11 protein-coding genes and 2 pseudogenes are annotated in these 11,747 nt (G+C 67.7%); 7 read left to right on the top strand and 6 right to left on the bottom strand.

Features of this window, described 5'->3' with window-relative positions; genetic code table 11:
• Positions 1-833 precede the first annotated feature (833 nt).
• Both ABTZ58_RS33730 and ABTZ58_RS33725 read left to right on the top strand, forming a co-directional pair.
• Positions 834-2,213 (top strand): hypothetical protein, encoded by a 1,380-nt coding sequence (locus ABTZ58_RS33730; RefSeq protein ID WP_351365239.1) that lies wholly within the window; start codon positions 834-836, stop codon positions 2,211-2,213.
• Between the two features lie 313 nt (positions 2,214-2,526).
• Positions 2,527-3,268, top strand: a pseudogene (locus ABTZ58_RS33725) (transposase); the annotation flags it as partial.
• Positions 3,269-3,566: 298 nt separating this feature from the next.
• Here the strand turns inward: ABTZ58_RS33725 and ABTZ58_RS33720 are convergent.
• Both ABTZ58_RS33720 and ABTZ58_RS33715 read right to left on the bottom strand, forming a co-directional pair.
• Positions 3,567-3,740, bottom strand: coding sequence for a hypothetical protein (locus tag ABTZ58_RS33720; protein ID WP_351365242.1), 174 nt, complete (start codon positions 3,738-3,740; stop codon positions 3,567-3,569).
• A 330-nt stretch (positions 3,741-4,070) separates the two neighbouring features.
• On the bottom strand, positions 4,071-5,123 hold the full coding sequence (locus ABTZ58_RS33715) for a tyrosine-type recombinase/integrase (RefSeq protein WP_351365228.1): 1,053 nt from the start codon (positions 5,121-5,123) through the stop codon (positions 4,071-4,073).
• A 217-nt stretch (positions 5,124-5,340) separates the two neighbouring features.
• Between ABTZ58_RS33715 and ABTZ58_RS33710 the strand changes: the two genes are divergently transcribed.
• Both ABTZ58_RS33710 and ABTZ58_RS33705 read left to right on the top strand, forming a co-directional pair.
• The gene (locus ABTZ58_RS33710; protein ID WP_351365225.1) at positions 5,341-5,643 is read left to right on the top strand and encodes a hypothetical protein; all 303 of its coding nucleotides are present in this window, start codon (positions 5,341-5,343) and stop codon (positions 5,641-5,643) included.
• Between the two features lie 111 nt (positions 5,644-5,754).
• Complete coding sequence (locus ABTZ58_RS33705; protein ID WP_351365222.1) at positions 5,755-6,288, top strand: hypothetical protein; 534 nt, start codon at positions 5,755-5,757, stop codon at positions 6,286-6,288.
• Between the two features lie 56 nt (positions 6,289-6,344).
• Here ABTZ58_RS33705 and ABTZ58_RS33700 read toward each other — a convergent pair whose 3' ends face one another.
• Together ABTZ58_RS33700 and ABTZ58_RS33695 are read right to left on the bottom strand one after the other, a co-directional pair.
• Positions 6,345-6,818, bottom strand: a complete 474-nt coding sequence (locus tag ABTZ58_RS33700) for a hypothetical protein (protein ID WP_351365219.1) — start codon at positions 6,816-6,818, stop codon at positions 6,345-6,347.
• Entirely contained in the window at positions 6,815-7,600 is a 786-nt protein-coding gene (locus ABTZ58_RS33695; RefSeq protein WP_351365236.1) for a Tn3 family transposase, read from the bottom strand. Before ABTZ58_RS33695 ends, ABTZ58_RS33700 begins: the two co-directional genes overlap by 4 nt.
• A 688-nt stretch (positions 7,601-8,288) precedes the next feature.
• Between ABTZ58_RS33695 and ABTZ58_RS33690 the strand changes: the two genes are divergently transcribed.
• Positions 8,289-8,513, top strand: coding sequence for a hypothetical protein (locus tag ABTZ58_RS33690; RefSeq protein ID WP_351365216.1), 225 nt, complete (start codon positions 8,289-8,291; stop codon positions 8,511-8,513).
• On the opposite strand, the gene ABTZ58_RS33685 is transcribed toward ABTZ58_RS33690, so the two are convergent.
• The gene (locus ABTZ58_RS33685; RefSeq protein WP_351365213.1) at positions 8,500-8,646 is read right to left on the bottom strand and encodes a hypothetical protein; all 147 of its coding nucleotides are present in this window, start codon (positions 8,644-8,646) and stop codon (positions 8,500-8,502) included. The two genes, ABTZ58_RS33690 and ABTZ58_RS33685, sit on opposite strands and share 14 nt — an antisense overlap.
• Before the next feature lie 70 nt (positions 8,647-8,716).
• A complete protein-coding gene (locus ABTZ58_RS33680; RefSeq protein ID WP_351365210.1) occupies positions 8,717-9,748 on the bottom strand; it encodes an alpha-amylase family glycosyl hydrolase in 1,032 nt (343 codons plus the stop codon).
• On the opposite strand from ABTZ58_RS33680, the gene ltrA reads away from it, so the two are divergent.
• Positions 9,684-11,159 (top strand): group II intron reverse transcriptase/maturase, encoded by a 1,476-nt coding sequence (ltrA, locus tag ABTZ58_RS33675; RefSeq protein WP_502996173.1) that lies wholly within the window; start codon positions 9,684-9,686, stop codon positions 11,157-11,159. The two genes, ABTZ58_RS33680 and ltrA, sit on opposite strands and share 65 nt — an antisense overlap.
• Before the next feature lie 106 nt (positions 11,160-11,265).
• Positions 11,266-11,346 (top strand): annotated as a pseudogene (locus tag ABTZ58_RS33670) (HNH endonuclease); the annotation flags it as partial.
• Positions 11,347-11,747 lie beyond the last annotated feature (401 nt).

Genomic DNA, 11,747 nt, shown 5'->3' with positions numbered 1-11,747 from the left:
CGAGCTCCCACAAGCCGTCCGGAACAATCCAACTCCACGTACCCCGCCCCATGAACGGACCAACGAGCGATCACCACATAGGACACCGTCTTAGCTTGGCGTCTTACGTCGCTCGTATGGCAAGAGCAGTCCGCAGGGCAACCCGGACAGCGGCAGCGGCCGTCTGTGATCCTCGGAAGGCCGTCCCAGACGACTACGAAAGTTGCCCTGCCGATCAAGGCACCGCGTGCAGGATCCATGCCGTGGTCTACTCGCCGAACATCGGCGGCAAGGCGTCGCGCGTCACACCCGGCCTGGGACCAGGGCTGGCGGCTGATCACCGACTCTGGACGCGCGGACACATCGCCGTGCTCTCCGGCGCCGCCGTGGCCATGTTCCTGGCCCTGCTGTGCAAGAACGGAGGACTCGGCGAAGAGGTTCCCTTTGTGATTCAGCCCGCGCGATACCGAGGGCCCCTTCGCGCTGAACGAGGACACCCGCAGCAAGGGACTGCGCGAACTGGGCAACGCGGGGGCTCGTCGCCAACAGGCGGCGTCCGGTCAACCAGATTGACTTCCAGTCAGAAGCGCTGTACATGCACAACCTGCATTTCCTCACCACCACGGTGGCCGGGTGGATCTGGCCCCACGTGCGCGGGTTCGGTGATTCATCGGACGCGCTCGGGTGGTGCCGTCAGAATTGGATCAGCAGGCGGCTCCTCTATCAGCGGCATTCCGGCAGCGATGCGAGGGGTGCTGGGGGCGGAGGTCGATGCCGCGGGGTGGAGCAGGCGTGCCGGGGTGCGATCCGCCCTGGTGGCCCGAGAGCTGCAGAAGGAAGGCACTTTCGTGAGCATGATCCAACCGGTTGCCAACGGGTTACGCACCGATCACCCGGTGCCCGGCCTGCCGTTCATCAACGACGAGCGGCTGCTCCTGGACAATCCTGACGCGATTGAGCGGACGGGCCGTAATCAGGGTGAGGGGCTGTGGGGGCGCACGGACCGACTGCGCGGTGGGGGATGGGTGGCGTTCACCACCGAGACGAAGAACCGTGACTACGCCTGGGCGGTCCATCAGCACCCCGAGCATGGGCGGACCGTTCTCCTGATCCGCGACAAAGACATGAGCGGCCTGCACCACGAGTGGATGTACGGGAACAACGGGTTCCTGTACCGGCACGGCGGCTACTGGTGGGACGGGACCCGCTGGTACCGGCCCCAGCAGGTCGTGGACCGCGCCTACGAGGGCTACGACGCGCGGCCGGTGGCGGACGCCGTCACCGTCACGGCCATCGACATCCTGGCCCGCCCGGCGACGTCACACACCGCGCGCGTTGTGAAGATCGCCGACTTCACGGCCCCGGAGGAACCGCTGCCGCACTGGCGAGAGCATCTCGCCCTGTGGGCCTCCCACCGCCCGCCCGGCTCCAGGCCGCTCGATCAGTGCACCGTCGATCTCCAGGCACCGGAACTCGACCCGGCCCGTCTCGTCGACCGCGCCGGCCTGGCGCAGATCGCCGAACTGAAGCTGGAGGACCTGCCGCATCCGAAACACGGGCGCAAGGACCTGCCCCCACCCCAGGCCGAGACGGCCGAGGGGCCACGATGGTCGCGACCAGTCGCCCGTGACTGGGCCGAGCAGTACCGCCGCACCCACGGCCCGGAGAAGCTGTTGTCCGCCACGACGGCATTCGGCACCGAGCAGCCCCGGGGCTTGGTCGAGGACCACAACCGCCTCACGAAGATCATCGCCGACAGCCTCGAGGACACTGAGGAATCCAAAAAGAACCGCCTCTTCACCCGAGGCAGCACTACGAGGCGCGAGGACCAGGCCGCGCACCTGGCCTGGTGGCCCGCCGTCGCCATCAACGACGGCACCAACGGCTTCATCCCCCTCGACGCCGTGCGCACCACCATCGTCGAAGCTGTCCTCGGGGGACTCGCCCGGGATGCCGAAGACCTCGACGACTCCAAGGGTGTCTTCCTGGGCGACATCCGGAGCGATGTCGTGCACCTCATCGACTGGTACATCCTGCGAGAGCCCCGACTCGCCCCCGCACTCTTCGGCGAGATCTGCCTGGACGCTCGTGTGCGCTTCGGACTCGATCCCAAGGACGTCGGAGACCTTCTACGACGTTCCCTCCACCTCGACAGCGGCCTCGACCGCCAAACCCTCAATGCCCTCCTCGACCTGGCGCTCCCGCCCTCCGCGCAATCCCCCGACGGACCATGACCATTCCGGTGATGACCGACGCCGAAGCCGCCGGCTGGCTCACCGCCACCGCGGCCGGGGAGATCTGACCCACATCCGGACACACCACGGGCCCCGGGGAGTGAAGGCATCCCCGGGGCCCGGTATGGAGTCGCGCTGTTCAACGATGGTGGGACGACGCTGTCACTCCTCAGGCTGCGAAGGCTCCACCCGGCGCAGGCAGTACACGCACCTGGACTCCGAATCGACGCGGCCCATGCACCGTCGGCAGTCCCCGCGTTCACGCACAGGCACCCGACCGTCCGCGCAGCCGGGGCAGGTCATCACCGGCTGGGTCCGCTGGCTGCCGCGCGAGTACTACCCCGCCGCCCTATACGCCTTCCAGGGCAAGGAGAGCGGCCTGACCAGGGCAGACGCCCGGGTGGTCCCGACCCTCGCTCCGACCCCGGCGAAGGCCGCGAGCCTCACCCTTGCCCAGCTGCGCGCCGCCCTCAAGCGCAGCGGCCGCACCCGCGGCTTCGACACCGAGACCGCGCGCCCTGTGGGAGATCTTCCGCTCCCAGTACGCCCGGCGTCGCCCGGCCGTCGAGGACGCGTTCGGTCGGCAGCTGCCGGCTGCTCAAGCAGCTGGATGCCGCTGCCAGGCTGCGGACGACCTCATCACGGCCGCCGAAGCCGCCTTCAAGGAGCACGCCGACAGTGAGGTCCTGCTCAGCTTCCCCGGCCTCGGCCTCCTGCTCGGAGCCCGGCTGCTCGCCGAAATCGGCGACGAGCGGACACGATTCGCCTATGCGAGAGTCCTGAAGTCGTACGCTGGCTCGGCCCCGATCACCCGGCCCTCCGGCAAGAAGCACTTCGTCGGCCGCCGCTTCGTAAAGAACAATCGGCTCATGCACGCCGGCTTTCTCTGGGCCTTTTCATCCCTCATCGTCTCACCAGGAGTCAACGCCCACTACAGGCGCCGACGCGAACACGGAGACTGGCACAACGCCGCCCAGCGCCACCTGCTCAACCGCTTCCTCGGGCAGCTCCACCACTGTCTCCAAATCCGGCAGTCGTTTGGAAGGAAACGTTCGAATGATTCGGACACTGCGTCCCGCCTGGGCGGTCCGTGCCGACTGCGTTCGGCACGGACCGCGCCCAGCTTCCCACAGCGACGCCAGCGCCGGTCACTCACCGAAGAGCGGCACCTGGGTCACTGCGACGTCTGTGCGGATGCGGTGTGTCCGAGCGGGATGGCGCCACCGCCCCGCCGCATCCCGCGCCACGTCGACAGCCACCTCCATGACGACTTCGGGCTGAACCAGGTGCACGTTCAGGGAGCGCTGCGTCCCCCACCCGCGTTGGATGTCCAGCCCTGCCAGGGGTGCCCCGCTACGGGTGGAGTGAGTCCTCGGCCAGGCCGCGGCCGGCTGCTTGAGACAGCGTGGTGCTGCGGCCGGTGTTTTGCAGGCGCCCGGCGTGGTCGTAGCGGCTCAGTAGGACCGTGCGTGGAGAGGACAGGGAGCCGGTGACCGCTCCCACGATGGCCTCGGTGTTGACCCGCACCTTGTACTTCCTCCACGAGCGCACCGGCCGGTAGGGCTCGTCGAGCCTCTTGGAGCACAGGCCCTCCAGCCCGGCCGCCGTCCACTCCAGCCACTGCTCCGCGACAGCCGGATCGGTGGTCGACGGACACAGGGTGAGTGGCGCGGCCAGGCCGTGGTCGACGAACAGTGCTCCAGGGCGGTCCGCCGCTGGTAGGCCCAGCTGGTCAGGTCGCTGTCGCCGTGGTGGAGCAGGTTGAAGACGACGGGCCCCTGCCGCGCCGCCTCGACCGCACCGTCCCGGCTCCGGTGTCCTATCTCTGACCCACGGTGCAAGGTAGAGCCGCACTCGCTACCGGTTCCGGCGACGTGCGGCGGGGTCGCGCTCTGCGACGTGCCGGGCGACGGCGTCGACACCGGGGCGGGCATACCGCAGGGAGCGGACGGAGGCATGGCGGGACCGGGCCAGCAGCATCGGGGTGGAGGTACCGCCCTCCGCATCGTGGGTGAGCGCGGAGTGCCGCAGCCGGTGGAGGGTCCAGCCGTCCAGTTCCTCGATGTCCTCGGGTGAGGCGAGCGGGTTGGCCAGCAGGCGGGTGTTCTCCTCGAAGATTTCCTCAGCCCGGCGGTAGGAGAGCCGGGCACGGCCTGTATCCGGGCATACGTCAAGCGTCGGCGTCCCGGCCGGGGCCTTGCGGTCGGTGAGGAACAGCGGGCCGCGGGTACGCCGGGCAATCAGTCGGGGCAGGAGCTGGGCGGTGCCGGACTGCCAGTGAATCCATTCCGTCGCCCCGCCCTTGGCGGTGATCCTGCCGCGCTTGTCCTGCGGGTAGAGGTCTTCCACGTTCAGGCACAGCACCTCATCGGCCCGTGCGGCGGACTCGTAGAGCATCTTCCAGAACGTCTTCTCCCGCAGGGCGACGTCCAGCCGCCACAGGGCGGCGATCTGGTTCTCGGCCAGGGCCTTGGTGCGGTCCGGTGGTGCCGGCCGCCGCTCGATGCCGATCGTCGGGTCGCCGTCGATCCAGCCCTGGCGCTGCCACCAGCCGATCGCCTTGCGCGCGATGGAGAGCTCCCGGTTGACGGTGTCGGCGTCCATCTCGTCCGCCCGCGCCGCCGCCAGCTCCGCCAGGACCCCTGGCAGCATCGGGTCGTCGATCGTGGCGACGGGGAAGACGGGCGGCTTCGCACCCCGGCGGGCCGGACCGGTCGGCGCCGGTTCCCCGGCGAGCATCCACCCCCACGCAGTCAGCGAGATCCGGTAGATCCGCGCGGAAGACTTCACGATGCCCGCACCGGTGAGATACCGCTCGACCGCCGCGGTGTACGAGGCGGGCGAGGCGGACAGGGGTACGACCCGGGCGTGTGGGAGGCGGAGCGCGCCCCCGTTCCCGACTTCGGTCACTGGTTCGATCGTCACGTCCGGCCCACCCCTTCGGCACTGCCGCAGTAAATGCGTACATCTGGCCTGCGCCGGCCGGAGGGTCCGCCGCAGGTCGCGAAGATCACCGTAGGGGCTCTGCCGCAGTAAATCCGGCATTTACCGCGACAACAGCGATCCCTAGGAGGTATTTCTAGAAACTCTTTCTTGACACAACTCCTAGAAGGAGTACCTTGAAGTCATGACGAAGAGCGAAACGCGGCTGATGCCGACGGGTACTTGTTGGTGCGGATGTGGGACCGAGGTCGGCCTCGGCTCCTTCTTCTCCCAGGGACACGACAAGATCGCAGAGGCCGCCCTCCTGGCGGCCCGATACGACAACTCCGTCGCCCGACTCATCGCACACCACGGGTTCGGGCCCGACAACGGCGTCCGCGAGGCGGCTGTCGAGACCGGCAACTGGGAGCGGTGTCCCGGGGCGGACTGCAACTACCTTGGCGCCCCCGCCAGCATCCGCGTCCACCGCAAGAAGGCCCAGCACTAGAACCAATCTCACCGAGCCCGAGCGGGGGCAGGTCAACGACCTGCCCCCGCTCGGCTGCGATACAACACCTACCGCCGAGGACTGTCAGATACGCCTGGCACGATGCCTGGCATGAGCCCGACACTAGAGCTGACACTGAAGACCCTGACTGCACGTGGCTTCCACGGCTTCGTGCCGTTCCGTGAACTGCCAGGCAGCAACGTCCCCACCGGGCACGGAATCTACGTGGTGATCCGCACAGACACCTCGCCCCCGTCGTTCCTCCCCACCAGCCCCGCCGGACACCTCAAGGGCCGCGACCCGTCCGTGCCCGCCGACAAGCTCGGCGATGCCTGGGTGGACGGGGCAACGGTCGTGTACATCGGCAAGGCCGCGGGTCAGGACGGACTGAATCAGCGGCTTGCCGACTACCGCCGCCACGGCACCGGTCTGCTGGCCGGCCACTGGGGCGGACGCTACATCTGGCAGCTGGCCGACTCGGACGCACTGCTCGTCGCCTGGCGGCCGACGGCCGAGGACGACGCGGGTGAGGCCGAGCAGGACCTGATCGACGAGTTCAAAGAGCTCTACGGAGGAGCTCTGCCTTTCGCCAACCTCAGGAACAACGCCCGAAAAACTCCGGAGACAGACGTCAGCCTCAACTAATCCCGGTCACCAAGATCATCCCGTGGCGGCTTTTGGGGTGACCTTGGCTGGACCCCTTATAAACCGCGTGCCGGGCGGAGCAGCCCTGTGCGGAACAGGTCGGAGGCGGCGGCTTCAATTTCGGCGCGGGCCGCGGACGGGAAGACCGACCGCCGATGGGTGTTCGCGACCACTGCCTGGTCCAGGTTGCCGTGGGCCGAGACCGAGTGGAAGATCTCCAAGTCCTCCCGGCCGAACAACAGGGACCCTTCCTCGGTCCGCGTGTCCTCGATGGCCAGCCAGTGGGCCTGCCACCCCCACTGCACGTACGAGGGGATGGCCAGGCGGTCCGGCAGCTCTGCGAGGTGGTCGACCGCGTCAGCCGGGTGGTCTCTGTGCCAGTAGATCAGGGCCCAAGGCCCCTGGTGCAGGCGCTTGTCCAATGCCTGGGCCCAGTGGCAGTCCGGGCAGTGGACGACGGGCTGCCCGTCGAACTTGCGGTCGTAGTCCGCGGCCGGGCGGTGCAGCGCGGCAGTTCGGTACGCGTTCATTGGGCCTCTGCGACGGTCGGGGCGGGATGCACCGGGGTGCGGGGACGGGGCAACCCGGCGTTCAGCGCGAGGTTGAGCCGCTTGTCCATGTCGAGTCGGAAAGTACCGTACGGGTTGATGTTCGACCAGAACAGCGCGGTCAGGCCGCGCCGGTCCTCGACGCTCAGCCTGTTCGCCCACTTCGGCTCGGCCAGGACCTGCTGGAGCAGCAGGGTGTTGACGTGCACGAGGCTGGACTGGAGCAGGTGCAGGGCGAGCATCGATGTCTCGGCGTGCTCCTTGTCCGGGCCGGTCAGGGCGCCGTCCTTGCCGTAGTGCAGCACGGTGTTCGCGCTGTTCCAGTTCTCCACGACCTGGAGCCCGCCGTGGATCTCGCGGCGCAGGCCGGGGCTGGCCAGGTAGTCGCAGGCGAAGACCGTACGAACGGCGCGGCCGAGTTCTTCGAGGGCGGCGTAGGTGGGGTGCTTGGGTCCGCCGCGGGTGAAGCGCCGCAGCACCTGCTCCGCCTCCGCCGTCCCCAGGCGGAGCGCGGTCGCGTACTTGACCATCTGGTCGTACTGCTGCTCGATCAGCTCCCAGCGGATCGGCCGGGTCAGCGAGGCGCCGAGCGCCGGCCAGCCGGGCGGGGTGTCGTCCGGGCGGTACAGACGGATGCTGCCGATGTTCTTCAGCCTAGGCAGCAGCCGGAAGTTCAGCAGCTCGGTGAACGCGAACCCGACTACCGAGGCGCCGTGGGTGTCGACGTAGTTGGCCTCGATCTCGGCGTCCGTGCAGTGCCGCAGCAGCCCCTCGCAGCGAAGCCTGTGGCGCGGCCAAGGTTTTGGCGAAGACTGCCGCGGCTGCGAAGAGAGTGAGTGCCTTCATGGTCACGGAACTCCAAGAGATGGGCTGTGAGTCACGGCCGCTGGCAGAAGATCACCGGCCGTGGGTGAGCTGTGCCGGAGTTGAGCCATACGATGGCCGCGTGACAGCCCGCCGCATTCTCGGCTCTGGCCTGCAGGACGCGCGCAGCGTTCGCGCCTCGCAGGCCGACCTGCTCGATGCTCTGCCCGGTGTCCGTCTCCCCGACCTTGCCCAGTTGCGGGCGCGGGGAGTGCTCGGCGCTAACCTGGACGCGGCACCTCGCTCCCGCCGCACCCTGGGAGCTGGCGGCCGCAGAGGTGAGGACGTGCCCGGCAGTAACTGACCTTCAGTACCCTGCACCTGCATGCCCCGGTCAAGGCCGTGAAGCCGCTGGGCGCTGATGCAGGACGTGTGGCACTCGCACGCCGACCGTCACGACGCCCCGCCGGCACCCCGGGAGGCTCCGCATAGGCTCAGCGTGTGAGTGCAGAGCAAATCCTGGAGCCGGTTGTCTCCCGCCCTTGGTGGACTGGCGACGGGCCGCAGCCAAAGGTGACGACCTGGCCGCCGGCAGATCGGCCTGCCCTCGCCGTGTGGTCACACGGGAAGTGGCGGTACGCGCCCGTCGTGGCCCGTCAGGACTGGGCTGACGGAACGGTCCACTATCAAGTCGAGGTCGATCTGCGCGGCGACGCGAGCATGTCCGTCCGCGTGTACCAGTGGCCTCAGCCACCGCCTGCGCGCCGCGCACTCGCCGACTCCTCGCCGGTGGGAGCCGAACTACGCGGGCACCAGCTGCTCGGCCAGGCGATGCTGGCCGAGGCCTCGTCCCTGCCGGTCAGAAGCGCTTGACGAAGTCGAGGACGTACCACTTGTTCGTGGTGGCGTTGTAGATCGCGGTGAGGAAGTCCCGCTGGCCGGACATCGTGGTGAGGGTGGCGGAACTCGCCGCCGCGCGGTCGTCACGGGGCAAGGTGGACGGCATCAGCCTGCATCGCACTGTAGGGGGCACTCCCGCTGCGGCTCCCGGTCCGGGCAGTGCGGCCGGGCGGGTGTCATCGGGTGAGCCAAACGGTCGCGTCGGCGGGCAAGCGTCCATTCTGCAGGGGAACGCTGCTCAGGAGCACACCGTCGTGGTCCGGCAGCCGAAGGGCGTCAGGGCGGAAGTTGACGATGCACTGGAAACCGGGGGTGCGGGTGAAGGACAGCACGTCGGATCCAGCGGTGGGATCCCAGACCAACGACCCGTCGCCCAGGGCCGGGTGCGCCCTGCGGATCTGCAACGCCCGCCGGTACAGCTCCAGCATCGACTGCTCATCACCTTGCTGCACCTGAACGGTGAGACGCGCCCAGTCCTGCGGCTGGGGCAGCCACGGGGCTGATTCGGCGTGGTCGGGGCTGAAGCCGAAGGGTGGGGTGTCGCCGGACCAGGGCATCGGCACGCGGTAGCCGTCGCGGCCGCGGTGGGTGTGTCCCGACCGGTGCCCGATGGGGTCCCGCAGTGCCTCATCGGGCAGGTCCTCCACCTCCCGCAGGCCAAGTTCCTCGCCCTGGTAGAGGTAGGCGCACCCCGGAAGAGCCAGCGTGAGCAGAGCGGCCGCCCGAGCCCGACGCGTGCCCAGATCCAGGTCGAACGGGCCCTCAAGAAGATGATCGGCGAGATCGTGCACCGGGCGCTCGGACTGCGGCCGCCCATAGCGGGTGAGGTGCCGCACGACGTCATGGTTGGACAGCACCCAGGTCGCCGGCGCGCCGACGCTGCCCATCGTCGTCAGGGATTTGTCGATCGCCGTGCGCATCTGCGCCGCGCGCCACGGGCTTGTCAGGTAGTCGAAGTTGAAGGCGGTGTGCAGCTCCCCGGGCCGGACGTAGCGGGAGAGGCGTTCTGAATTGCGTGCGCACGCCTCGGCGACGAACATGCGGGGCTCGGAATAGGAGTCGGCCACCGCGCGCCAGCCGCGGAAGATCTCGTGGATCCCCTCGCGGTCCCAGTGGGGATGGTCTGGATGGGCGGCCGAACCGATGAGTTCGATGTCTGCCGGATCCAGGTTCGGCAGCCCCGGGGCCTTGCTCATGGCGTGCGCCACGTCGATGCGCCGGGTCTACATTCCCAAAGTCAACGGAAAGATGCGTCCACTCGGGATCCCGACCATTCGGGACCGAGTGCAACAGGCCCGAGTGAAGAACGCACTCGAACCTGAGTGGGAGGCTCGCTTCGAGGCCGGAAGCTACGGTTTCCGGCCCGGACGCAGCTGCCAGGATGCCATCGAGCAGATCTTTCGAACCACGTCCTCACGCCAAGTCAGGCGAACGTGGGTGCTCGACGCGGACCTGGCCAGCGCCTTCGACCGCATCAACCATGACAGGCTCATGGAAGCCCTCGGAGACTTCCCAGCCAGGGATGCCATCCGGCGATGGCTCAAGGCAGGCGTCATGGATAGGGGACGCTTCGCGCCCACCGAGGCGGGAACGCCACAAGGTGGAGTGATCAGCCCCCTGCTGTTGAATGTGGCATTGCACGGAATGGAAGAGGCTGCCGGATGTCGACCAGACGCCGGCCGCAATGAACGCCTAAGATCACCTCGCACGATCAGGTACGCCGACGACTTCGTTGTGTTCTGCACGACGGAAGAGGAAGCGTGGAACGTCAAGAGGAGGCTCGCCGAATGGCTAGAACCGAAGGGACTCTCCTTCAATGAGGACAAGACCACCGTGGTCAACCTCGACGAGGGCTTCGATTTCCTCGGGTTCAACGTCAGGAAGTACTCCGGCAAGACGCTGATCAAGCCGAGCAAGGATGCGATCAGGCGGATCATCGGGAAACTGAAGGACACAACCCGGACCATGGGTCAGAGTCCAACAGAAGAGGTAGTAAGGCGCCTTAACCCGCTGATCAAGGGATGGTCCACCTACTACAGGGGAGCGGTCTCCTCGGAGATCTTCGCCTCTCTGGACACCTACATGTTTCAACGCATGTGGAGGTGGGCCGTAAGACGCCACCCACGAAAATCCAGACAATGGGTCATGGAAAAGTACTGGGGGCAGTTCCTCTACCCTGCGAGGAAAGACCGCTGGATCTTCGGCGACAAGGACGCCAGAGCGTACCTGTGCAAGTTCGCTTGGACCAACATCGTCAGGCATACCCCTGTAAAGGGGAAGGCGTCGAAGGACGATCCGAGCCTTGACGGATACTGGGCCACCCGGACCCGGAAGCGCGTGTATCCGCAAGTGGATGGAGCAAACGTCTACCTTGCCGCACGACAGAAGGGTCGGTGCCCGCTCTGCGGGAAGGACTTGATTGACGGAGTTGGCTACGAACCAGACTCAGTACGTGAGTGGGCTGACTGGTTCCAGGCCAACTACCGCACGCTGCACAAGCACCACCTGGTCTACCGAAGCCGCGGCGGATCCGATAGCCGGGACAACCTCGTACTCATCCACGCGGAATGCCACCAGCAACACCATGCTGCTGAAACCGTCAAAATTCAGGGAAGGTAACCAATGTAGCCCTAGCGGCCTGCTTGAGCCGGATGCGGTGAAAGTCGCACGTCCGGTTCTGAGGGGGCCCCGGCGTCCGAGAGGACACGGGGCTACCCGACACAACGTCACCGTGGCGTCGGCCTCCGGCCTGGACATCGACCACATGGTGCCCCTCGCCGAAGCCTGGGACAGCGGCGCATCGGCCTGTTGCCTCATATGCCAAACGCCTTCGCGGACCCAAGATAACGAGCTCGCTCGCCGGCTCGCTGCCCGGCTGCGCGCCGACCTGGGCGCCGAGGGGGAGAAGGCGGCCCGCCGGGTGGACGAAGCGCTGGCCTGGGCGCTGAAGGACAGCGGACTGAAGCAGGCCCTTTTGCGAATGCCTGCCGCCTCGGCCGCCCGCGCACGCCTGGTCACCGTGTTGGGCGAGCACGCTGCGGGCGAGGTGAGCGACGCGCCCCTGGTCCAGGTCGTTCACGAGGTGCTGGAGATGGCCGCCGATGAAGAGGAGCTGGTGAGCACGGAGTTGCTGCGCGCGGCTGTGGACGTCCTGGACAGGCTCGTCGGTCACGCCAACCACATCTGCAACCCCGCGATCTACGGGGT

This window comes from Streptomyces sp. NPDC094143 (assembly GCF_040303825.1).
GTDB lineage: Bacteria > Actinomycetota > Actinomycetes > Streptomycetales > Streptomycetaceae > Streptomyces.
The sequence above is the reverse complement of the archived record's forward strand: the minus strand, read 5'-3'. Positions and strand labels throughout refer to the sequence as shown.

What these genes read in the sequence shown, in the direction of transcription:
- ABTZ58_RS33685 (WP_351365213.1), bottom strand. Translation starts at nt 8,646, where the DNA reads ATGCCGTCCACCTTGCCCCGTGACGACCGCGCGGCGGCGAGTTCCGCC.
- ltrA (WP_502996173.1), top strand. Translation starts at nt 9,684, where the DNA reads ATGAGTTCGATGTCTGCCGGATCCAGGTTCGGCAGCCCCGGGGCCTTG.
- ABTZ58_RS33730 (WP_351365239.1), top strand. Translation starts at nt 834, where the DNA reads ATGATCCAACCGGTTGCCAACGGGTTACGCACCGATCACCCGGTGCCC.
- ABTZ58_RS33710 (WP_351365225.1), top strand. Translation starts at nt 5,341, where the DNA reads ATGACGAAGAGCGAAACGCGGCTGATGCCGACGGGTACTTGTTGGTGC.
- ABTZ58_RS33700 (WP_351365219.1), bottom strand. Translation starts at nt 6,818, where the DNA reads ATGAACGCGTACCGAACTGCCGCGCTGCACCGCCCGGCCGCGGACTAC.
- ABTZ58_RS33705 (WP_351365222.1), top strand. Translation starts at nt 5,755, where the DNA reads ATGAGCCCGACACTAGAGCTGACACTGAAGACCCTGACTGCACGTGGC.